This is a genomic window from Epilithonimonas hispanica (assembly GCF_003385395.1).
GTDB classification, from domain to species: domain Bacteria; phylum Bacteroidota; class Bacteroidia; order Flavobacteriales; family Weeksellaceae; genus Epilithonimonas; species Epilithonimonas hispanica.
The window spans coordinates 76,153-99,951 of sequence record NZ_QNUG01000014.1 but is presented as its reverse complement, the minus strand read 5'-3'; the positions used below and the strand labels follow the sequence as shown (position 1 = coordinate 99,951).

General features: G+C 34.2%; 19 protein-coding genes and 1 tRNA gene. 10 read left to right on the top strand and 10 right to left on the bottom strand.

All coding sequences use genetic code 11. The features are described from left to right. Positions 1-367: 367 nt before the first annotated feature. Positions 368-441 (bottom strand) — tRNA-Asn (locus DRF58_RS08565). 72 nt (positions 442-513) lie between these two features. Beyond that, a complete protein-coding gene (gene rseP / locus DRF58_RS08560) occupies positions 514-2,022 on the bottom strand; it encodes an RIP metalloprotease RseP (protein ID WP_116034632.1) in 1,509 nt (502 codons plus the stop codon). Between the two features lie 272 nt (positions 2,023-2,294). Here rseP and DRF58_RS08555 point away from each other — a divergent pair, with 272 nt between their 5' ends. Then, on the top strand, positions 2,295-3,197 hold the full coding sequence (locus tag DRF58_RS08555) for a pirin family protein (RefSeq protein WP_116034631.1): 903 nt from the start codon (positions 2,295-2,297) through the stop codon (positions 3,195-3,197). A 342-nt stretch (positions 3,198-3,539) separates the two neighbouring features. On the opposite strand, the gene DRF58_RS08550 is transcribed toward DRF58_RS08555, so the two are convergent. Next, the gene (locus DRF58_RS08550) at positions 3,540-4,736 is read right to left on the bottom strand and encodes an endonuclease/exonuclease/phosphatase family protein (RefSeq protein WP_116034629.1); all 1,197 of its coding nucleotides are present in this window, start codon (positions 4,734-4,736) and stop codon (positions 3,540-3,542) included. Between the two features lie 220 nt (positions 4,737-4,956). On the opposite strand from DRF58_RS08550, the gene DRF58_RS08545 reads away from it, so the two are divergent. Together DRF58_RS08545 and DRF58_RS08540 are read left to right on the top strand one after the other, a co-directional pair. Further along, the gene (locus tag DRF58_RS08545) at positions 4,957-7,839 is read left to right on the top strand and encodes a carboxypeptidase regulatory-like domain-containing protein (protein ID WP_116034628.1); all 2,883 of its coding nucleotides are present in this window, start codon (positions 4,957-4,959) and stop codon (positions 7,837-7,839) included. A gap of 25 nt (positions 7,840-7,864) precedes the next feature. Beyond that, positions 7,865-9,262, top strand: coding sequence for a DUF5689 domain-containing protein (locus tag DRF58_RS08540; RefSeq protein ID WP_116034627.1), 1,398 nt, complete (start codon positions 7,865-7,867; stop codon positions 9,260-9,262). 55 nt (positions 9,263-9,317) lie between these two features. On the opposite strand, the gene DRF58_RS08535 is transcribed toward DRF58_RS08540, so the two are convergent. Genes DRF58_RS08535 through DRF58_RS08520 form a run of 4 tightly spaced genes read right to left on the bottom strand, consistent with a single transcriptional unit; the run spans position 9,318 to position 11,672 of the window. Further along, a complete protein-coding gene (locus DRF58_RS08535; RefSeq protein WP_116034626.1) occupies positions 9,318-9,911 on the bottom strand; it encodes a DUF4126 domain-containing protein in 594 nt (197 codons plus the stop codon). A gap of 43 nt (positions 9,912-9,954) precedes the next feature. After that, on the bottom strand, positions 9,955-10,326 hold the full coding sequence (rnpA, locus tag DRF58_RS08530) for a ribonuclease P protein component (RefSeq protein WP_116034625.1): 372 nt from the start codon (positions 10,324-10,326) through the stop codon (positions 9,955-9,957). Continuing rightward, positions 10,316-11,056: a tRNA threonylcarbamoyladenosine dehydratase gene (locus DRF58_RS08525; RefSeq protein WP_116034624.1), complete on the bottom strand. Its 741-nt coding sequence runs from the start codon at positions 11,054-11,056 to the stop codon at positions 10,316-10,318. Before DRF58_RS08525 ends, rnpA begins: the two co-directional genes overlap by 11 nt. Next, positions 11,049-11,672, bottom strand: a complete 624-nt coding sequence (locus tag DRF58_RS08520) for a TatD family hydrolase (protein ID WP_116034622.1) — start codon at positions 11,670-11,672, stop codon at positions 11,049-11,051. Before DRF58_RS08520 ends, DRF58_RS08525 begins: the two co-directional genes overlap by 8 nt. A 77-nt stretch (positions 11,673-11,749) precedes the next feature. On the opposite strand from DRF58_RS08520, the gene DRF58_RS08515 reads away from it, so the two are divergent. Continuing rightward, positions 11,750-12,379 carry a TetR/AcrR family transcriptional regulator gene (locus tag DRF58_RS08515; RefSeq protein WP_116034639.1) on the top strand — a complete coding sequence of 210 codons (630 nt, stop codon included), beginning with the start codon at positions 11,750-11,752 and terminating at the stop codon, positions 12,377-12,379. On the opposite strand, the gene DRF58_RS08510 is transcribed toward DRF58_RS08515, so the two are convergent. Further along, on the bottom strand, positions 12,376-13,521 hold the full coding sequence (locus DRF58_RS08510; protein ID WP_116034637.1) for a serine hydrolase domain-containing protein: 1,146 nt from the start codon (positions 13,519-13,521) through the stop codon (positions 12,376-12,378). The two genes, DRF58_RS08515 and DRF58_RS08510, sit on opposite strands and share 4 nt — an antisense overlap. Before the next feature lie 85 nt (positions 13,522-13,606). Between DRF58_RS08510 and DRF58_RS08505 the strand changes: the two genes are divergently transcribed. Further along, entirely contained in the window at positions 13,607-14,848 is a 1,242-nt protein-coding gene (locus DRF58_RS08505) for a DUF445 domain-containing protein (RefSeq protein ID WP_116034620.1), read from the top strand. Positions 14,849-14,969: 121 nt separating this feature from the next. Here DRF58_RS08505 and DRF58_RS08500 read toward each other — a convergent pair whose 3' ends face one another. Beyond that, positions 14,970-16,637: a DUF6909 family protein gene (locus DRF58_RS08500; protein WP_116034619.1), complete on the bottom strand. Its 1,668-nt coding sequence runs from the start codon at positions 16,635-16,637 to the stop codon at positions 14,970-14,972. Positions 16,638-17,007: 370 nt separating this feature from the next. Between DRF58_RS08500 and DRF58_RS08495 the strand changes: the two genes are divergently transcribed. Together DRF58_RS08495 and DRF58_RS08490 are read left to right on the top strand one after the other, a co-directional pair. After that, positions 17,008-19,206 carry a glutamine synthetase III family protein gene (locus DRF58_RS08495; protein WP_116034618.1) on the top strand — a complete coding sequence of 733 codons (2,199 nt, stop codon included), beginning with the start codon at positions 17,008-17,010 and terminating at the stop codon, positions 19,204-19,206. Between the two features lie 224 nt (positions 19,207-19,430). Next, a complete protein-coding gene (locus DRF58_RS08490; protein ID WP_116034616.1) occupies positions 19,431-20,087 on the top strand; it encodes a C40 family peptidase in 657 nt (218 codons plus the stop codon). A gap of 48 nt (positions 20,088-20,135) precedes the next feature. Here the strand turns inward: DRF58_RS08490 and DRF58_RS08485 are convergent, their stop codons facing one another. Next, positions 20,136-21,152 carry an aminoglycoside phosphotransferase family protein gene (locus tag DRF58_RS08485; RefSeq protein ID WP_116034614.1) on the bottom strand — a complete coding sequence of 339 codons (1,017 nt, stop codon included), beginning with the start codon at positions 21,150-21,152 and terminating at the stop codon, positions 20,136-20,138. Between the two features lie 46 nt (positions 21,153-21,198). On the opposite strand from DRF58_RS08485, the gene xrtF reads away from it, so the two are divergent. The 3 genes from xrtF (at position 21,199) to DRF58_RS08470 (ending at position 23,794) form a co-directional block, all read left to right on the top strand. After that, a complete protein-coding gene (xrtF, locus tag DRF58_RS08480; protein WP_116034612.1) occupies positions 21,199-21,729 on the top strand; it encodes an exosortase family protein XrtF in 531 nt (176 codons plus the stop codon). Between the two features lie 317 nt (positions 21,730-22,046). Continuing rightward, positions 22,047-22,469 carry an exosortase F system-associated membrane protein gene (locus DRF58_RS08475; protein ID WP_116034611.1) on the top strand — a complete coding sequence of 141 codons (423 nt, stop codon included), beginning with the start codon at positions 22,047-22,049 and terminating at the stop codon, positions 22,467-22,469. 365 nt (positions 22,470-22,834) lie between these two features. Beyond that, positions 22,835-23,794 (top strand): T9SS type A sorting domain-containing protein, encoded by a 960-nt coding sequence (locus DRF58_RS08470; protein ID WP_116034609.1) that lies wholly within the window; start codon positions 22,835-22,837, stop codon positions 23,792-23,794. Positions 23,795-23,799 lie beyond the last annotated feature (5 nt).

Below are 23,799 nucleotides of genomic sequence, written 5' to 3'. Positions count from 1 at the left end.
TAATAATTCGTTAAATATTTGAATTTCAGAAACTTAAATATACGAATTATTACTTTTCATTGCAAATTTTATTTCATTTCTTATCCCGAACTCAGGTTATTTATTATATTTGAATACTAATTGACACATGAAAAACAAGAGTTTTTATCAAAATTAAGGGTGGTCAATTTAAACCGAAATTACCTGGTCACTTTGATTTGAAATTGGGTGGTCAATATCACTGGAATTTACAAAAGGACACCCAAAATTTGTAAGAGAATAGAAAATAGGTAGAAATAAGAAGAATAGGCAAAACTCCAAATAATGAAGCAAACAAGCTATTTACGGTACTAAAACAAAAAAACCATCACATTTCTGTGATGGTTTGCTCCTCTTGCTGGGCTCGAACCAGCGACCCTCTGATTAACAGTCAGATGCTCTAACCAACTGAGCTAAAGAGGAATGTCCTTTGTTTTAAGTGGTGCAAATATATAACGTTTTTATATTTGCACCAAATTTTTTGACAAACTTTTTTTAATTTTTTTGACTTAATAATTGCGCTATCAGCTTAACTATGTCATTTCCAAATATTAACGCCATAAGCCCTAATAAGAAAATTACACCCACCATTTGTGCGTTTTCCAAGATTTTCTGTGGAACCGGCTTTCTTGTGATGATTTCCCACAATGTAAATAGTACATGACCTCCATCTAATCCCGGAATCGGAATTAAATTAAGGAAAGCCAACCAAACCGAAAACATTGCCGTAAAACTCCAGAAAAACTCCCAATTGATAGATAAGCTTCCGTCTTTGCTTTTATCAACGTGCATATTGTTGACAATCGCAATTGGACCACCCACTTTTTTATAACCTTGTATCTTCTTATGGAAAATCAGTTTGAATTGCTTTACCTGCTTTGTCAAAGAGGCAATACTTCTGTCAAAACCTCTTGGAATTGCTTGTAAGAAAGTGTAGCTTTTTGTTATCTCACTTTCTTTAAGAGAACTTTGAGCAAGTTTCAAATCCGGTGTAAAACCTAGTTTTCCTTCTTTATTCACATCTGAGCTGATAGCCAATGGTTGATTATTTCTAACAACGTCCAAAGAAATTTTTCTGCCTTTGTTTGCTTTAAGAATATCTCCAATCTGGTCATAGAATTCTATTTTTTGACCATTGATTCCAACTATTTTATCTCCTTTCTTCAATCCTGCTTGTGTTGCCGGCATATTCGGAGCAAGACTGTCAACTACAGCTGGGAATCTTGGCGTGATATAAGCTTTAGCTTCATTTGCACCTAAGATATGTGCAATTCCGTCTTCATTTGGAGCGAAATTAACTTCTTTTCCATCTCTTAGAACCGTGATTTCGTTACTTAATAAAATATCAAGGAAACTATCTTCCAATCTTTCTTCCGGTTTACCATCGATTTTCAAGATTTTATCTCCCGTTTTGAAACCTAACAATTGTGCAGGTTCAGAAACCGCGATTCCATTTTCGAATTTCGCATTATCGTGATAAGTTTCTCCATTGAAGTAAGAAAGCGAAGAATAAATTGCCCAAGCCAAAAAGAAATTAACCGTAACTCCACCAAGCATAATAATCAAACGTTGCCAAGCCGGTTTCGCACGGAATTCCCAAGGTTGCGCAGGTTTTTTCAATTGTTCGGTGTCCATACTTTCGTCCACCATTCCTGCAATTTTCACATAACCTCCGAAAGGCAACCATCCGATTCCGTATTTCACACCTTCGTGTTTTCTCCAGTCATCTTCCGGAAGTTTAGAAATATCGATTGGCTGAAGAACTTTTTTCCCATCAATTTCCACCTCTTCTTCAGTAGGTTGGTTTTTAGAAAGGAATTTATATTGCCATTTTCCATTGATTTTCTTCATTGCGAAGATGGAAAAATAAGGGTCAAAGAATAAAAAGAATTTGTCTACTTTGGTTTTAAACCATTTCGCCGGCAAGAAGTGCCCGATTTCGTGTAAAGTTACAAGAATAGAGATGCTCAGTACAAACTGAAAAATCTTTAATGCTAATTCCATTAATATGTTTTAAAATTATAGGTTCACAAAGGTAATCATTTCAGTCATAAACTGTACCAACGAAAAATCTTTGTCAAAAAGTCATTTATCGGCTTCGAGACATCAATTTTATTGGGGCAGCTTAATCCGCCTTCCGCTCCCAATCTTTTCACTCTACTTTGTTGCGTAAGAAGGATTTCCGCTCAAGTCGGGCTGCGAGTGATTCAGTATCAATTAAAATGAAAAAGTTCAATAGAAATTATTAATTTTAAGTCCAAATTAAAAATGAAAATATGTCAAATATTCAAATGATAATCGAAGAAAGAGCGGCCGATATCGGTAACTTTTTGGTTGGCAGATTGTTACCTTTTACTCAGAAAAGAAGCGTTGGACCATTTGTGTTCATCGACCATATGGGGCCAGCGGCGCTTAAAGATTATGAAAATTTGGATGTCCCACCTCATCCGCATATTGGACTCTCTACGCTTACTTTTTTGTTCGAGGGAGGCATTATGCACAGAGATTCTATGGGAACAGAAATCGAAATCAAAGAAGGCGCTGTCAATTGGATGACCGCAGGAAAGGGCGTTGCCCATTCCGAAAGAACTCCGGAATACCTCAGAACAACTGATAAAAACCTTCACGGATTACAAATTTGGGTCGCACTTCCAAAAGAATTGGAAACTATGGAACCCGAGTTTTTCCACATCAACAAAGAAGATATACCAAGTTGGATAGATAACGGGGTTAATTATAAACTAATCGCAGGCGAAATCCTAGGTCATAAATCTCCGGTTCCAGCTTATTCACCATTATATTTTCTAGAAGTTAAAAATACACTTCAGGAAGACAGAGAAATCATTCTCGGTGATTATCTTTTTGGAGAATCTTCTCTTTATATATTGGAAGGAAATATCGAAAGTGAAGGTAATCTTTACTCTCCAAAGCATATTCTGATTGCTAAGGATTCCAAACTTTGTCATTTTGTTTTAAAACCCAATTCCACAGTTTATATTTTCGGAGGAGAACCTTTTCCTGAGCAGAGATTCATTTATTGGAATTTCGTTGGAACTTCCAGAGAAATCATAGAAGACGCCAAAACAAGATGGCAAAACCACGAGTTCCCTAAAGTAATCAATGATGATGGCTACGTTCCGCTTCCGCTACAGAATAAGAATCTTAAATTGAAAGAATAAATTATCAAAAGCATTTCGAAATATCGGAATGCTTTTCTTTTTTTTCGGATTAAATTAAAAGTTACATTTCTGAAGTAATAAAATTTTTCTCTTAATTGTCACATTAATAACGAAAAAATCAGTTATAAAATGAAAAAGCTATATTTAATCATTATTTTGCTTTTATCCATAAGTACTTTTGCACAAACTGTGACAGACTTAAACAACAAAAACAATTTAAAAAAAAGAATCAATCTATGCGGAAAAGATGATTGAAAAAAATCGAGAAAGAAATCGGGAAATAACATTGCAAAAATCTACAAAAAAACCGTCCCAAAATTTGAAACGGTTGATTTTTATTACTTAAGGTTCTTTTTGCAATACCACAAATGCAGGAAAGTGATCGGAATAACCTCCGGTAAACTTGTCTCCTGACCATGATCTAAATGGATAACCTTTGTAATTTCCCTCTTTGGTAATTAGATAGTCTGGAGCGAAAATTTCTGCTTTGAAAACAGTATAGTCTTTTCTTAGCTCTTTATTAGGTGAATGTAGGTTGGATGATACAATGATTTGATCAAACAAGTTAGGTGCATCTTGGTAAGCCAAGGAAGCAATACCTTTTTTATACAAGGGATACATAAGGTTAAGATAATGGTTTTCTTCCGATAAATCTTTTGGGTTGCCTACTGCTTTAAGTCCATTTTTTAAACTTGGACTAACTGGATCATCATTGAAATCTCCCATTGCAAATAATTTTGTAGAAGGATCTAGTGCTCTTACGCTATCCATTTGTTGTCTTAAGACCTTTGCAGCAGCATTACGCTTAGAAAGAGAAATAGCTTCGCCTCCTCTTCTTGATGGCCAGTGATTTAGGAAAAATGCAACTTTCTCGTTGTCAAGAAAACCGGTTAAAACTAAAACATCTCTTGTGTATTCTCTTTTTCCTTCGCTACCAAAAATTTTGATTTCTTTTGTCCAAGATTTGGAAGGAGTGAATCTTCTTTTTTGATAGATAAAGGCTATGTCAATACCTCTGTAATCATAAGAGTTATAATGAACAACTCCATAATCATATTTTGCAATAGCTGGTTCTTTTACAAGGTCTTCTACAACTTGGCGGTTTTCTACTTCCAAAAGACCAACCACAACAGGAGCTGTTCCGGTATAAGATTTCCCCATTTCAGAAATCACTTTTGCTTCATTGGCTAATTTTTGTTTATAAACATCATAGGTGTAATTTTTTCCACTTTTGGGAGTGAACTCTTCTGAGCTACCTTGGATTCTCACGACTTTTTTGCCAATAAGGGACTCGTCATTCCATGGTCCTTTGTAATCTTTATCTGTTACTTCAAGATATTTGATAGAGTCTAAAGGCACACTTCTGTGGAAAGCGGGGTTGCTTCTGTCTTTTGTGCCGTCGATATAATCTGCAGAACGAATGGTATCCCAAAGGTTTTCAACGTTTAAAAATCCTATGGTAGCAGCGCGAACCTGTCTTTTTTGAGCGGCTACTAAGGAAATGCTAAGAATAGCAACAATAGTAAATATATTTTTCATAATAAAAAATGTAAGGCTACAAAAGTAATTTTTTTTGAACTGTTGTAAAATAAAAATTGCAATATTTTAATAATATACAATTATGTTTCGAAAAATTGATAATTTGTTAAAATAAAAAAATGTTAAAAAGTATTAATTATCAAAAATTTATTTACATTTGCCTTCCGTGTGTAACGGACTGTATATTAGAAAAAAAGAGCAAACAAAACCTAATTGATTTATGATTAAAAAACTATCATTAATCTCCTTATTTACAGTGCTTCCAGCGTCGTTTTATTTTGCACAAACTACGGTTTTTGCATATCTGAAAGATGCAGAAGGGAAACCAGTTGAAAAAGCACAAGTAAGTCTTAAAGGAGAAGGTAATGATGTTTCGGCAGACAAAATTGGATATTTCCAGTTTGTAGATTTAAAAACCGGACATTATCAGATTGTGGTATCTAAGTCAAATTTCGAAACAAAAACCTTGGAATTTGATATTACTACGGAGAAAAGAAAAGACTTGGGGGTTATTACCCTTTACTCAACATTGACAGGCGCGGATCAAGGTCTTGCAATCCTAGATAATGCGGGTGATGAAGACAATGGGCAATCGTCAACAGTAGGTCTATTACAATCTTCTCAAGATGTTTTCAACAGAATAGCAAGTTTTGACCTTGGTGCATATTGGTTCAGACCAAGAGGTGTAGATGGTAGAACTTCTGAAAATATGTTGAATGGCGTGTCTATGGTAAAATCTGATAATGGAAATGTAGATTTTTCTAATTGGGGAGGTCTTAATGAGATTGTAAGATATCCAGAGATTGCTGCTAATCATTCACCATCTGAGTATGCATTTGGAGGAGCGAGTGGAGTGATTTATAAAAATACCAAAGCTAGCGAGTATAGAAAAGGTTTCCAAGCTGTTTATTCTATCACCAACAGAAATTACAGACAAAGAGTTTCTCTAAGATACACATCTGGAATGTCTAAAAAAGGTTGGGCATTTACAGTAATGGGAGCTAAAAGATGGGCAGAAGAAGGAATCCAAGACGGTACTTTCTATGATGCGTACGGAACTTATCTCGGGATTGAGAAGAAAATTAATGATAATCACACGATTACATTCAATGCTTTTGCTTCTCCTACAAGAAGATCTACGTCTAGTCCTAATACTCAAGAGGTTTATAATTACAGAGGCGTACATTACAACTCATATTGGGGGTGGCAAAATGGAGAAAAAAGAAACGAAAGAGTTAGAAAAGGTTTTCAACCGATTTTCCAATTGCAAGATTTCTTAAAAATCAATAAAAAATCTAGCCTTTGGACTACGCTTTCTTACCAATTTGGAAAAGATAGTGGATCCAGATTAGATTGGCAAAATGCAAATAATCCATCGCCAACCTATTACAAAAAATTACCAAGTTATTACTCCAATAGTATAGAGTATAATGCATATCATAATGTACAAAATCCTGCATTATATACTGAGTTAATGAACGGTCGCGATGCGGCTATTGAAAATTGGGCGAATAATAATCAAGAAGTTACTCAGATCAATTGGAACAATCTATATAACGTAAACCGTAGTAATGATGCTTTTGACCAGCAGGAGATGTCTACAAAATATGGTCTTACAGGAAAAAGAGCAAAATATTTCTTAGTAAATGACGTAAGTGATGATAAGATCTGGAATGCAGCTACACACTACACCTACAATTTTACAGATAAATCCAAATTCTTACTAAACGTTTCTTATCAGAACTTCCGTTCCGAATATTATAGAGAAGTAGAAGATATGTTGGGCGCAGATTATGTACTGGGAGTTGATCCATTTGCAGATTCTAACAGAAAAGGCTCCTCTGGTCTTTATGATGTGAAGGATACCAACCTTGCAAAACACGTTGGCGACAAAATTGGTTATAATTATATCTTAAGAAGACAAGAGGTAAAAGTAAATCCAGGCGTTAAGTTTTCCACAGGCAATTTTGATGTTTTTGTGAGCGGTTTATTTGGATACTCTACTTCTAGCAGAGAAGGATTGTTCCAGCATTATCTTTATCAGGATCATTCTCTTGGGAAAGGTCAAGACTACAATTATTGGAATTATGGTCTGAAAAGCCAAGTTGTTTATAGATTAAATGGTAGAAATTTCTTAGTTTATAACGGCGCATATTTCACAGAAGCACCATTTTTACAAGATATTTTTATCAACCCAAGAAATAATAACTACTCAGCGCCAGGTATTAAAAATGTGAAGATTAATGCCAATGACTTGAGTTATGTTGTTTCTAGTCCTAAATTGAAATTGAGAGTTACTGGTTATCTTGTTGATACAGAAGATGATACTAGTGTGCAGAGATTCTTTGCGGATGGACTTACACTTGCTACAAGTAATAGTGATGAGACTACAGCAGGTGTAGACCAAACTGCTAGTGCTTTTGTAGTACAAACAATGTCCAATGTGAATAAGAGAAACATGGGAGCAGAATTGGGTGTTGATTATAAGATCCTTCCAACGCTTTCTTTCCAAGGAGTAGCAAACTGGGGAGATTATACTTATAGAAACAATCCAACCGTTTATTTTGCATCAGACGTAGTTGCAGCGCCATATGTTGATTATGGAAAAACGAATATCAAAGGGATGAAAGTAGGTGGAACACCTCAGAAAGCTTTCTCCGCAGGATTACGTTATAACAATCCGCACTATTGGTGGGTTGGTGCTAACTGGAATTACCTAGACGATAACAATCTTGATCCTAACGCAATTACAAGAAGTGATCAGTGGTATACAAGTAATATTAGTAGCACACCAATTACAACACTTACTCAAGAAAAGCTAGATTACTACATGAGCCAAAAGAAACTTCCATCTGCGCATTTTATTAATGCTAATGTTGGAAAATCTTGGATCTTCGGGAAATACTATTTGTTGATTTCTGCATCTGTTAACAATATTTTTGATAATACAAATTATATAACTGGTGGATTCGAACAAATAAGAAATACCAAAGGAAATGTAGATTTTGAGAATGATTTTAATAGTAGTACACCAAACTTTGCACCTAAATATTGGTACACACAAGGGCGTTCGTATTTCGTTAATTTACAAGTGAGATTCTAAAAAACAATTTTAAAAAAGCAAGAAAATGAATATAAAAAAATACTTCAAAATAAGTCTTGGTGTAGCTGTTTTAGGAGCTTCCCAGGTTTCGTGTGTCAAAGATGATAATTGGGATGCGCCAGAGATGGTTTGTAACAACAAATTTGATGCGCCAACTACTACAATGGCAGAGTTTGTAGCAAACTCTCCAGCAAACGGTGTTTACACTGTACCTGCGCAAGATGCAACCAATCCTGCAGTTATTTTTGACGGATATGTGGTTTCTTCGGATGCAAGCGGAAATTTTTACAAAACAATATCTTTCCAAGATAAGCCAGAAAATCCAACGGTTGGTTTGGTTGTAGGGGTTAACAAATCTATGAACTATACCGATTTTCCAGTTGGAGCTCACATCAGAATCAAAGCAAACGGAATGGTTATTGGGAAATCCAATGATGTTATCACTTTAGGGGTAAAAGATCCAGATTATGCTATTGGTAGAATCCCAGAGTCTATTATCGGTAGATTTATCTCAGGTGTTTGTAATGGTAATGGTCTTGATATCGCAACCATTGTTCCTCAAGAATTGACTTTGACGCAAATCCAAGATCCAAAATATGTAAATACATTAGCCATTGTTAAAAATGTACAATTTGCTTCTAATGAAGTTGGTTTGCCATTGATGAACAAAGATCTTGCAGGAAATTTTGTAGATTCTAATAGAAATTTGGTAGATAAAGATGGAAATACCGGAATTGTAAGAACAGACGGTTTCTTTAAAGCAACTTCTTACCTTATCCCAGACAAAAGCGGAGATATCACTTTTGTAGTTAGCAAATATGGGACAGGATCTGCACCTTACCAAAATATTATTAGAGGTATAAGCGATATCAACTTTACAAATCCTCGTTTTGCAACAGGATTATTAGGAGGATCAGAAATTGCTTACTCAGGTGCTTTTACAGAAACATTCGAGAGTTATGAAGTTAACCTAGCAAATTTCCCTAAATATCTTAACTATGCTTATGTAGGAAATAGATATTGGCAGGTAAAAACATTTAGCAGTAACAAGTATATCCAAATGTCTGCAAATGCAGGAAATGGATCTTTCCAAAATTATTTTATTGTACCAGTAGATTTTACTGCGGCTAATAATTTTAGTTTTAGAGTCAATGTTGGTTACTACAATGGAGATGCTCTTAAAGTTTATACAACCAATGACTATACTCCGGGTTCTGATATTGGAACAGCTACTTTAACAGATATTACATCTAGTTTTACCATTCCTAAAACACCAACCAATGGTTATGGTACTCTTGCAAATGCGGGAACATATACTATTCCTGCTGGTTTAACAGGCAATGGATTCATCCTTTTCAAATACGAAGGAGCAGGAACAGGTGTTACAACAACTATTCAAATTGATGACATCAAAGTTCAATAATTAAGTTTATTTTCATTAATAATACAAAAGACCGCAATTTGCGGTCTTTTGTATTTTAGAATATCCCAGAGTTATTAGCCTTCATTTTTCGCCAAAGTTTCCTTCCAAAAAATAGAACAAGAACAATTAACACAATTGCAAAAATAAAAGCCAAAATAGGTAAGAAAATAGAAAGAACAGACATCAATCCAGCGCCTGCAGTTTCCGTAGTCGCAACAACATTGTTACCAATTCCTGCAGTTGTTGCTGTAGATGCGGCGCGCGTTCCTGCAAATCCAGATGCTATTGTTGCTGCAGTTCCGCCTCCTGCGATCAAAGCCAGAGCCCACTGTGGGAATGTATCCAATTCCATAAACTGACTTGCAAATAGGATAGAACCAGCAATGGTTGCTAAAGGAATTGTAATCGTATCCAAAAAATTATCAACAATAGGAATGTAGTAGGCTACTATTTCGCAGATCGTTGCAACAGCGGTAGTAATAAGTGTTGGTAATCCAGATAGCCATTCGAAGTTATCCGACATAGGAATCCATCCTAGATAAGACGCCAAACTCACGGCAAACATTGGTAAAAAAACTCTGAAACCAGAAGCTGCCGCCAATCCAATTCCAATAAAAGCACTTAAAGTGTAAGGTAAAATGTCACTCATTTGTAATTTCTTTGAGAATAAAATTACAAATTATATGAAAACATTAGCCTAATTTCTTTTTACAAAGATTCAAAAATTGATTTTCTACAACAGAAAAATGATCCGGCATCTCTTTAGAAGCCCAAAAAATCATTGCTATCGATTGATCACCAAATGCTTCTTTGTATGCTGTTTTGTTGAGTCTGTAAGATTCTCTAAGTAAGCGTTTTAAACGGTTTCTGTCAACTGCTTTTTTAAAAAATTTCTTCGAAACAGAAACGCCTATTTTATGAGAATCGATACTTAGTTTTTCCGAAGATTTTAAATGAATGATTCTAATATTATCCACAGAAAGCCACTTTCCTTTGCCAAAAAGGAGGTCTATCTCATATTTCTTTTTCAGTTTTTCGTGGGAAGGATAGCTATTAGTCTTCAATATATTGTTGTCTTCCAGTTAAATAATTAATGACTTCCGCTGCGGCATACAATCCAAAAAGAGCCGGAATGAAACTGATTGTTCCATAAAAGGATCGCTTAAAATTAGTTCCGTCAGTCATTTTCAAGCTATTCTCGTCCTGTACCTCTGTTGAGAAAACACAGCGGAAACCTTTGTTGATTTTTTCTTTTTTCAGACGTTTTCTCACTTGTCTTGCCAATAGACAATCTCTGGTTTTGTGAAGGTCTCGAACCATTACTTTGCTAGGATCAGTCTTTCCGCCAGCACCCATAGATGATACTAATTTTACCTTATTTCTTCGGCAAGTTATCATTAATGCTATTTTCGGAGTCAAAGAATCAATACAGTCCAAAACGTAATCGAATTTTTCTGATTTTATTAATTCTTCCATTCTTTCTGGTTCCAGAAACTCATTGATTTTGGTAAGATTAAGTTTCGGATTAATGTCCATCAATCGCTCTCCAACCAACTCCACTTTATGCTGACCAATTGTTGAATGAAGTGCGGGTAACTGACGATTAATATTAGTAATGTCTACAACATCGCCATCCACAATCACCATTTTCCCGATTCCTGCTCTTGCCAAAAATTCTGCAGCAAAAGAACCTACACCACCTAAACCTACTACCAAAACTTTGGCATTTTGTAGCTTTTCAATTCCTTCTTCTTTTATCAGTAATTCGGTACGTTCTAACCAAAATTTATCCATAATTAATCACATTTCCGAGATTTTCCCACAACTGAGTTTTCAGGTTTTCCAAAGAAATAGATTTGATTTCGGAAACTTTTTCATATAATTCTGTAATATCAAAATCCGAGTTGTCAGTTTCTAAAAATAATCTTTGAATAGGAAAATCTTCAATCAATTTTTGCAAAGATAAGTTATCTAAAGCCGCTTTTCCAAAACTCAGATAAAAGCCAGCTTTCAAAAGTTCTTTTCCGATATTTTCCTTCTTATTGAAACCATGAATTACCAACGGGACTTTTGCTTTTTTGAAGTGTAATATCTGCGAAAACCTGCGAACACAATGGATGATAATCGGTTTTTTAATTTCTTCTGCCCAAGAAATATGAGCTTGAAAAATTTCAGATTGAAGTTTTTCATCAATAGAAATTAACCCATCCAAACCACATTCCCCAATTGCAAGACAATTTTCTGAAGTCGAGATTTCTTTAATTTTTTCAAAATCTAATTTCCAATGTTCTGTAATGTCTTTTGGATGAAGACCAATCGAGAATTTTCCAGCGGGGATTTCTTCTACAAGATTGAGGTTGTAAATTCCAATTTGATTGGGCTTGTGATGATGAAAATCCAGAAAATCCATTATCAAAGATAAAAAAATAGTGCCTATTGTAATTAATGAAAAATAAGTTTAATTTTACATTAAATCTTTCTTTGAGAATGAGAAAAAAATTTACGGATAAACAAATCATTATTCTAGATGTTGCAGAAGAATTAATTGCCAAAAAAGGCTTTGATGGAACTTCTGTGCGTGATATTTGTACAAAAGCCAATATCAATGTGGCGATGATTTCGTACTATTTTGGTTCGAAAGAAAAGATGATGTCCTATCTTTATCAATATCGTGTTCAGCGTACAAAAGAGAGTTTTTCTGAGTTTGCTCAAACAATCAAAGAAGGTAAGCCCGAGATGCAGATGAAGGAAATTGTGAACTATGTGATTTCTTTGCTTTTCAAATACAATTATTTCCATGGTTTTGTAACGCAGGAGATGCGGACTTTGGATAATGTAAAAGATGACCTTCTAGAGTTTTATCAGACTTGTGTTGCGAGAATTGATGAGATTGTGAAAAGAGGGATTGTTTCCGGGGTTTTTCATAATGCACCAAAATCCGAAGATATTCTAACGATGATTATCGGTTCGACTTTGTTTGTTATAAGAAATAAAAATTTTTACGAAATCTATGTTCCTGCAAGCAACGAAGCACAATATGTAAAAGAGGCCGAACAAAAGCTTAAAAATAGTACACTTCTAAGTGTTTTTGCCTTATTGGACTATGATGCAGATTAGTTTTTATTAGCCAATTTCAAAGCTTCATTAATATAAAACTCTACAACTTTTGGACGGTTTTTAGAGTCTTTTAGAGGATTTTCTTTTTCTCCTAATCTTACAATTATCATATCGTATTTGGGAACCATAATCACAAATTGACCGTGGAGCCCCCACATATAATAGTGATGAATATTAGAATCGTAATTTGTCCATAATCCCATTCCGTAAGCACCTTTAGAATGTTCCGATGGTGTTGTCATTTGGTCTACAAAATTTTCATTAATTAAAGGAATATCATTGAATTTTCCTCGATTTAAAAGTAAAGAGCCAATTTTTGCAAAATCTCTTGCGTTGGATTGGATACAGCAAAACGATTTTTCTACGCCCAAGTCATCGGTTGACCATTTTGCATTCTGTTCCATGCCCAGAGGTTTCCAAAATTTTGCAGATGCATATTCGGAGAGACTTGTTCCTATAGATTTTCCAACTGCAAATCCTAATAGTTGGGTTGTGCCACTTTGATATTCAAATTTTTCTCCAGGATTCTGTTTTAGTTTCTTATTAAAAACAACATCGGATAAAGAAAACCCATAATAAGCTTTTGCGTTGGGTCCAAAAGGATTGCTACCATCTTCGTCCCAATCCAACCCAGCTTCCATTGACGCGAGATTGCCTAAAGTGAGTTTTTTTCCAAAATCATTATTTGAAAAATCAGGATAAAAGTCTGAAAAATGTTGATTAAGTCCCTGGATTCTTCCATCATCAATAGCTTTTCCTAATAATAATACGGTAATAGCTTTTGCCATAGAGAAGGAATTGCTAGGCGTTGTTTTATTATAACTATCCCAATAATGTTCTTGCAGAATTTTCCCTTTCTGAATGACCAAAAATGAAACCGACTCTGTTTCTATCAATTGTTTCTCAAGCTCGGAAGAGAGTTTTTGTTTATTATAATTGATGTCAATCGGCCAAGGTTTTGGGATGCCTTTGGAGATAATTTTTGAAGGAAAAAGTTTTCCGTCATCTATAGTTGAGTTGGATTCGCCTCGCAGATAGGTTGATTTGATTCCACGGAAAAGATAATTGTACCCAGTGATATAAATAAGGACGATAACGGATGCGATTATTAAAAGGAAAATATTCAGAACTCTTTTCAACATTGGAAAATACTTTCTTGTAAAAATAAATTTATTTTCCCCAAATATCAATAATTTTGTTTGGAATGATTTTCGATTTTCCGGATTTATGAATGATGAATTGAAAAAACAGCAACTCAAGCGGTATAAAACATTGGCAACAGGATTGTTTATTCTGATGGCGGTTACTTTCATATCGATGACAATTTTGCAAAAAGAAAATTCTTCACATTGGATCGGCTACATCCGGGCGTTTTCGGAAGCTGCTATGGTTGGGGCTTTGGCAGATTGGTTTGCTGTGACGGCGCTTTTCAATTATCCGTTAGGTCTTAAAATTCCACATACCAATTTGATTGAAAATTCTAAAGAAAAAATCGGGGACAATCTCGGGAATTTTGTGGTTGATAATTTTCTTTCCCCTCAAAATATCAGACCATATATTCAAAAACTAAAAGTTTCGGTTTATGTTGGCGATTGGCTTTCTAAGGAAAGGAATCAAGATGTTTTGATTAATGAATTGTCTTCAATCATTAAAGATATTATTAATAAATTAGATGGTGAATCCGTTGTGAATTTCATTTCAAATAAAGCTGAGGAAATGACGGATTCTATCAAATTAAATTCAGTCATCGGAAACGGAATCGAATATCTTCTTAATAAAAATGACCATCAGAAAATCATTACCAATCTAAGTTCTCAAATCAAAAATTATATTCTGGAAAATGAGGATATGGTTTCCGAAAGAGTTGGAAAGGAGAGTTTTTTTCTGATTCCAAAATCTGTTGATAATAAGATTGCAGAGAAAATTACAAAAGGTTTAAGTGATTATTTCCTCGAAGTTGAAGAAAATCTCAATCACCCATTACGAGCAGAAATCACCAATAAAATTCTTGATTTTTCTCAAGAACTGAAAGATGAACCAAAATGGGAAACAGAATTTGAATCCATCAAATCTGATTTTCTTCATAGCGATAAACTGAAACAATATTCATCCGACATTTGGCAATCGCTGAAATCGTCATTAATCAAAGAATTGTCCGAAGAAGATTCTAAAATGAAATCTTACTTCAGAAAAAATATCAGCGAGTTTGTTTTCAATCTTCAAAATGATGAACAATTCCAAAACCGAATCGACCATTGGGTAAGAGTTACAGCTTATAAATACATTCTGAAAAACACGAAGAATTTTGGCGAGCTTATCAGTACAACGGTCGGAGATTGGGAAGGAAAAGAGCTAAGTCGAAAATTGGAATTAGAAGTTGGAAAAGATTTACAATTCATCCGAATCAACGGAACTATTGTTGGTGGATTGGTTGGTTTGCTTATTTATACGATTGCTAATTTTATATAGAATTTAATTTTCTCGCTGATTTTACAGATGGCGCTGATTTCAATAAAAATGAATCTGCAAAATCAGAACAATCTGCGAGATTTAAAAAACAAAAAAGCCTCCAAATCGGAGGCTCTCAATTTTATTTCTTCTCAAGAATTTTCTCGATGATTTTATGAGTAATCATATAAGTAGGTTTTACACCTGTGAGTCCAAGTCCGCCGGAAGATAATGTACTTCCTGTTTCCAATGGATTGTCCGAAGCGTAATAAGCGTACATCACAAACAAATCCGGAGAAATATGATGACGAATTTTACTTGCCACCTGAATTGCTTTTTGATAATGCGCTCCTTCCATTTCTAGTCCGATTGCTTTCCAAGACGTCGTCATAAAGTAAGAAAGGATATCTTTATTCTGAAGTGATGTTCCTAAAACCGTAACCATTGGTCCTTCAAAAGATTTAACCTCATCATCTACAAAATCTGTAGCTTTCAAAGCGTTTTCGAAAACGTAGTTGTCGGCAGTTCCTTCGAAAATATGAGACGTTGGAATCATAATGTCGCCTTTTCCTCCTGTTAAAATTCCCGCTTTACCCATTATCGAAACCGATTTCACCTTCATCATATAAACTTCGCCGTTCACTTCGTAAGGTCTTAACAATTCGTCCATTACTTCGAAAGCTTGTTCTCCGAAAGCATAATCAAAAACCAGAATCACATCATCGCCTTTATATTTTTGATTAGCGAAAACCGTATTTTTAAGTTCAGTTTTAGCAAGATCGATGATTTGAACATCAATATTACTTCCGCTGTTATCATCGATGTAAATCATTCCTTCTTTCAAGGCGTGGTCAAGAACTTTTTCCTGAAGGTCTTTCTTGTTACTGATGTCAGCGAATAATTTGTAATCAACTTCTTTGGTTCCCTTTTTATTAAGAGCGTCATTGGCAAAAACCATATTTTTCACCGAGTGCATATTCGCGCTGATGATGTGAAGCGGACGCATATGAAGGTCATTTTCAACAAGAACTTTTTTGATTTTGTTTGCCCATCTTTCTCCAAAAAGGTGATGTCCAACTCTCTCTTGAAGAATTGCTGAGAAATGGATTTCTCTTTCTCTCACTTCTTTCCAATCCTCGAAACTTATTTGTCCCATCCAATAGATGATTTTGAACAAACGATCCGGGTTTTTATCGTCACCGAAGTTGTTATAAGCATTTAGAGTTTCATCAAAAGTTCTTCCTAGGAAAGAAGAAAGATGAATCAATGCAACTTCTTTTTCTTTTCTGCTGTATTTTTTTTCTCCTTTTGCAACTTCTTCGATGATTTTCCAAGTGCGTCTAGGTCTTCCTCCATCAGTCAAATCAAAACCGATATTTCTGATTTTGTCAGCTTCCAGATAAAGGAAAGTTAAGTGAGTCAAAATATCATAAATCTCAGAACGACCCAAAAGAACCTCGATGTTCATCTGGTGTTCATCGATTCTGTAGCAGTTTCTACGTCTTTTCTTTGGAACGATTGGTTCAAAACTTCCTTTGTCAAAACCTTCATCTGAGGTTAAGTGAATAAAAGAACATTCCTCAATACCTTCCGGAAGACGGTCAAGAACATAAAGCAAACCGTCCAGTTCTATCTTATTGGGAACGCTCATACTTCCGTAGATTTCCGGATTGATAACCATTAAGAGTTTTCTTAATGACTCACCCGAAACTCCTGAAGGTTTGAAAAATCCTCTGTAGAATAAGTGTCTCATTGAGACATATAGTCTTTCGATAGCTTCTGTGGTTTCTCTTGCTCTTGAATTTGCCATATATTAAAATTTTTGTAAAAGTCTACAAAGATATGAATTTTATTTGAAATCAAAATTGAATGATTAATTGATTGAATTTCAGGAGTTTGTTTTCTTTTACTGGGTTTCGGATTGTTGATTAGTATTAGTTTTTAAAATTAAACTTTCCTACTTATATCCTAAAATAAAAGTGAAAATAAATTTTCTTCATATTTTGATAACATTTATTAAATGTGAAATTTTATTAGATAAATTCTATAATGCGTTGAAAATTGGGGTTGTGTTAATTAATGTGTTAATATTAGTTGTAAATAGCGTTAATTTTTAAGGGGGTCATATTATTTGAATTGTATTTTTTGTAGATTTGCCCTGTTTAAAATAACACACTTTTATGTCAACATTAAGATTTAAAGCCTTGGCTGAGCTTCCTTTTAGAAATTATAGAAGAGATAATTTCATAGAAGTTCCTGCAAAACTATCCGAATTGTTTTGTCAGAATGTATTCTCAGAAGAGACAATGAGAGAATATTTAACAAAAGAAGCATTCAATTCTATTTTGGATGCGATTAAAAAAGGAACAAAAATCCAGAGACATATTGCAGATCAGGTGGCGGTGGCTATGAAAGATTGGGCTTTGTCAAAAGGTGTGACGCATTACACGCACTGGTTTCAGCCGTTGACAGGTGCAACTGCAGAAAAACACGATTCTTTCTTCACGCCAATCGAAGGTGGTAGAGCGATTGAGAGATTCAGTGGTGGAATGTTGATTCAACAAGAGCCAGACGCTTCTTCTTTCCCGAATGGTGGGATTAGAAATACTTTCGAAGCTAGAGGTTATACCGCTTGGGACCCAACTTCTCCAGCTTTCATTATGGGGACTACGCTTTGTATTCCTTCCATTTTTATTTCTTATACAGGAGAAGCATTAGATAATAAAACCCCTTTGTTAAGAGCGCTGAATGCTGTTGACGAAGCGGCTACAGATGTAATGAAGTCTTACTTCGATAAAAATGTAACCAAAGTTTCTCCAACATTAGGTTGGGAACAAGAATATTTCTTGGTAGATACAGCTTTGTATCAATCCAGACCAGATTTGGTTTTGACTGGAAAAACTTTGTTAGGACATTCTCCTGCAAAAGGACAACAGTTGGATGACCATTATTTTGGCTCTATTCCTACAAGAGTGATGAACTATATGAAGGAATTGGAAATAGAATGTATGAAGTTGGGAATTCCTGTAACGACTCGTCACAATGAGGTGGCGCCTAACCAATTCGAGTTGGCTCCAATGTTTGAAGAAGCGAACGTTGCGGTTGACCACAATTCATTATTAATGGATATTATGGCGAGAATTGCACATAAGCATCACTTCCATATTTTGTTTCACGAAAAACCATTTGCCGGAGTTAACGGAAGTGGAAAACATAACAACTGGTCTCTTGGAACGGATACAGGTGAAAACCTTTTGAGCCCTGGAAAAAATCCAAAGAAAAACCTTCAGTTCTTGACTTTCTTTGTTAATACTTTGAAAGCAGTTCACGATTATGCTGATTTGTTAAGGGCTTCAATTGCATCTGCAAGCAACGACCACAGATTGGGAGCTAATGAAGCGCCACCGGCGATTATTTCTGCATTCATTGGAAGTCAGTTGTTTGGAGTTTTGGAAGAATTAGAAAAAGTAACGGACGGAAAATTATCTCCTGAAGAAAAAACAGAATTGAAACTGAATGTAGTTGGGAAAATCCCTGAAATTCTTTTAGATAACACCGATAGAAATAGAACTTCTCCATTTGCATTTACAGGAAACAAATTCGAAATCAGAGCGGTTGGTTCTTCTGCAAACTGTGCGGAAGTAATGACTGTAATGAACGTTATTGCTGCAAAACAATTAAGAACTTTCAAGGTTGAAGTAGATGCCTTAATTGAAAAAGGACTTAAGAAAGACGAAGCTATTTTCAATATCCTTAGAGAATATATCAAGCAGTCTAAAAACATTATGTTCGAAGGTGATGGATATTCTGATGATTGGGCAAAAGAAGCAGGGAAAAGAGGTCTTAATAACTTGAAGACAACTCCAGAAGCGCTTAAAAAGGAATTAGACCAAAAATTCGTTGAGCTTTATGAGGAACTAGGAATCTATTCCCACAGAGAGTTTGAAGCTAGAAACGAAATTAAATTAGAGAAATATTCCACGGTAATTGATATCGAAGCTAGAGTTTTAGCTGACATCGCAAGAAACCACATCATTCCTGCTGCGCTTAATTATCAAAACAGATTAATTGAGAACGTAAAAGGGTTGAAAGAAATTTTCTCGGATAAAGAATTCAAGACTTTGGCGAAAGAACAATTGGATTTGATTACTAATATTTCTGGAAATGTTTCTCAAATAAAAGTAGGTGTTGATAACCTTTTATCTGCTAAAGAAAAGGCTAAAAATACAGCAGGAAGCCAGAAACAAGCTGAAGAATATTGCAACAAAGTAATCCCGTTATTTGAGAACATTAGAGAGGCTTCTGATGCTTTGGAAATGATGGTTGATGATGAACTTTGGCCAATGACAAAATATAGAGAATTGTTATTTACTAGATAGACAATTTCTAAAAAGTTAAAGAATCTTAATAAAAAATGAAACCGCAAAGTCTAAATAAAGGCTTTGCGGTTTGTTTTTTTTTAACATTCTAAAAAAGACTGTTAAATTATGTTAAACTGAAGTGCGATGAATTTGATTTCAGACGCCCTATCGTGAGTATTGGCTATTTTTGCTATGCAATGACAAAAAAAACCCTCAAGTTTAACACGAATAATTAAATATATATGAAGAAAAGAGTTCTAGTTTATATCTTATTTGTGACCACGTTTTTCACACTCCAGTCTTGTGTTTCTAACTATGTGGTTTCTAACAATCAAACATACAAAACTGATGCCAAATTTGCTTCTGTAAATATAAAAGCGGTATCCAATAACTCAAATAACAAAGGACAGCGTGTATTAGCTTCTATGTCTAATACCAATGATGAAATCAAAAGATCTGCTATCGAGAATGCAATCATGCACAGCAATACAATTGACAACATCTTATCCGAAGCTGAAAGTTACCTAGGAACTCCTTATAGATACGGAGGGACTTCCAGAAGCGGAATAGATTGTTCAGCATTTGTTTTATCTGTTTTTGGAGTAGCTGCAGGAATGGATCTTCCTAGAGTGGCAGCAGACCAATCTCAAGAAGGCGAGGCGGTAGAAAGAACAGAATTACAAAAAGGAGATTTAGTTTTCTTTTCACACAGAAGAGGTAGAATATCTCACGTTGGGATTGTAGAAGAAGTAACTCCAGAAGGTAAGATTAAATTTATCCACGCAGCGACTTCAAAAGGTGTAATGGTTTCATCATTGGATGATAACTATTGGGGTCCTAAATTTCAATTCGCAAAACGAATCGTAAAAGAAAATACATTAAGTGTTTTAAATAATTAGAGAGACTGAAAATATTCAGAAAAACCTCAGAAGTCATTCTGAGGTTTTTTATTTAATAATTAAATCTTCAATTTTCTGTTTAATCTCTGGAGTTGTCAATCTCAAAATCAAAAAGTACAATTCTGGGAACTCAACTGCTATTTCTTGCCAGTTTTGATTTAATTTAGATATATTTTCAATGCCTTGCTCAATGCTTGCTAAAAAGTGAGATTTTCTCTGAATCAATCCTCTGAATCCATAAGCGCCTAAAACCTGCAGAAAACGCATCAGTTTCATCCAGTTAAATGATTCTTTCAAATTGTTTTTATCAGTCTCATCCTTCCAAAATGATAAGTAATAATCCAGCATCTCTTCTTTGAAATCATTGGGGAAATTAGCTTTAGCCTGATAGAGAAACGAGATCACATCGTAAGTCGCAGGACCTTCCATTGCAGATTGATAATCGATGAAGAAAACATCATTTTCATCATTGACCAAAATATTTCTTGATTGAAAATCCCGAATCATCAACGTTTTAGGAACAAGCTTCTGAATCTTTTCAGAGATTGCTTTAAATTCTTTTAAAAGTGATGACTTGTGGTATTCGATTTCCAGAATATCCACAAAAAAGTTTTTGAAATAATATAAATCGTGAGTGATTGGAAGATCATCATAACTCTCGTATTCGAAACTGTTTCTGAAATCTACTTTTCCTATAGTTTTTGTCTGAAGTTCAAAAAGCTTCTCCAGACTTTTTTTGACCAGATTTTTTACACGATTGGTTAATCCTTCTTCAGAGATAATCTCCGAAAGAGTTTTGTTTCCAAGGAATTCCTGAACGTAGAGATTTCTTTCAGAATTGATTTTGAAAATCTTCGGTGTGTTGAGATTTAGACTTTGGAATAGTTCTGTGAAATAGAAAAAAGCCTCATTCTCACGATTGTTTTCGTTGTAAGTAATGACAAAATTCTCATTGTCGGATTTACCAATATAATTGATTCTAGAAGAACCGCTTTGAGGTAAAGCTTTAAAAAAAATCGATTTTTTTCCTAAGTAGTCTTCAAAAAAATCCTGATGTTGCTGCATAAGGCAAAGTTAATTAATAATAGAATAAAATCGTAATTTTACAACTATGAAAGATTTTCTGCCGGTTCTGAAGATTCTATTAAGGTTTGTTATAGTATACATAGTTTTGGTATTATTGTATCAATTCTATCTTAACGAATATGAGAACGATGTGGTGGATCCGTTTACAAGATGGGTCGCGCAACAAGTCGCTTTTTTACAAAGTATTTTTGGATTTCCAACAGTTTTGGTGGATAGTCTCAAACTTCATAGCATCTTGTTTCAAACGGAAGGGAGGTTTACTACCAGAATGGTAGAAGGCTGCAATGTGATTTCTGTAGTTATTCTTTTCTCTGCATTTGTTTTTGCGTTTTACAAAGGGGCAAAGACATTTTTATATGTTCTTGCTGGTCTTGTTATTCTTCATATCCTAAATGTCTTAAGAATTGTGATGCTAAATATCATTTTTATAAAATATCCTCAATACGAAAGGGTTGGTCATGACTACATTTTTCCTGCAATTGTCTACGGTGGAGTGGTTGTTCTTTGGCTCATCTGGATTCAGTTTTTTGCATTGAAGAAGACGGATAAATCTTGATTTCCAGTTCGGGATTTCAATTATTAGCAATTAGAATATTTATTTTTGTAATTTTGTTTTCTAACACACTAGAAATAATGAAAAATAAATTTATTACCAAAGTTCAGCTTTCTGATATTTCCTTATTGAATCAAACCGATTCGAATATTTTACAATTCGATTTATAGAAAATTTACTTTCTTAAGTTTATCGGGTATTTATGTTATTTTTTAATCAATATAGATTGAAAAATCCATACTGTTATTTCTTTACCAATTTAAGTTTTTTATAAATGTTCGTTTACGTTTCTATATTGCTATGTCTAAAACATTACAAAGATGCTTAGGTGTTTTTGTATTTTGTTGGGAGTTCTCGGTTTGGTAGCAATCCGTGGCGTAGAAGATTATTTCTTTTATGATCCATTTCTTGTTTTTTTCAAGACAGCCAATCATTCTGCTACTTTTCCAAATTTCACTTGGGGGAAACTAGTTGTAAGTCACTTGTTTAGATTTGGGCTGAATGTCTTTTTTTCATTGGTGATTTTTCATTTTCTTTTTAAAGATAAAGAATGGACGAAGCAGGCTTTTGTATTGATACTATTGGTTTTTGTGATTGTATTTCCAATTTATCTATTCTGTGTTTATGACAAATTTCAAATTGGATACATGTTTTCATTTTATGTAAGACGGTTTGTGATCCAACCTTTGACAGTTGTTCTACTAATTCCTATTTTTTATTACAGAAAAAAGGTTAATGACTAAGTTTTTTGTAATTAACAAAATATTCAAAATCCTTGTTGTGTGATGCTATGAAAAGGATAATGTTATTCATTTGAAAGTTTATTCGTAATTTATTTTTACCATAAAATAGTTACGATACATTATAGAACATTGAAGTTTTAATCTCTTACTTTATGATCTATTTTTGGTCAAAATAAATTATACAAAATATTTCTGGGTTAATATCAAAAATCATTATTACTTAAAATCAGATTATTTAAAACGAACAATACGTTAAAAATATAAATGAATGTATTTGAGTTATTTTTTTTAATAATAATCAAAAAATATTGTGAAATCAAAATAAATTTATACATTTATTGGTGTAAATAATTAAATTATCTTAAATGAAAAAAATCTATTTTTTAGCAGCTTCTCTTTTTGTTTTATCAACCGTAAATGCGCAGGAAAAATTAAGTGCTGTTTCATTAGATACTACGAATGTAGATATTTTAAAAAGTACTAAAGCAGTTTTGTATGAACAGGAAATTTCAGGAACTAGTGGAATTGTTTCTGATGTTTTATCTAATGGTAATTTCGTAACTGTTGCGGATGATTTTACGCTTACTGAATCTGCAGATGTTTCAAAGATTAATATTTCTGGTTTTCAAAATCAAAATAGCTTATCTACTTTGTGTACTGGTATTATGCTATATATTTATACGGATAATGGAGGTCAGCCTTCTGGTATTCCTGGAGATTCTAATGCTTATGTAGCGAAAGTTGACGTAAGTGCTCCCTCTTCTGTATATACTATCAATAACCCATCTGCAGGAAGTTTTGTTTTTACTGTAGATTTAGCAGCTGCTAATGGAAGTCCAGTTGCTTTACAAGCTAATACAAAATATTGGTTGGTTTTTTCACCTAAAGTTAATATAACGGCTTATACAGCAGCTACTAGATGGAATTGGTATACAGGAACAGTTACAGATACTGAAGCGAAGCTTGTAGATCCACAAAATGCGTTTGGTGCTGGTGCTACTGATTGGACAGATATTTCTTTATTAACAGGAGATTCTTCATTTGATGGTTTAGCTTTTAGTATAGAAGGCGAAACAACAATGGGAGTTGGTGAGGTATATAATTCTGTTAAGGATTTAACTGTGGCGCAAAATGCAGATCAACTTTTTATATTAGCAAAAGCTCAGAAAGTACAATCTTCAGATGTTTTTTCTTCGGATGGTAAAAAAGTTTTAACAGCAAAAGGGGATAAAATAAATATTTCTGCTTTATCAAAAGGTGTTTACTTTATTAATGTAACAACAGCAGAAGGCAAGCTATTATCTACAAAATTTATTAAAAAATAATATTT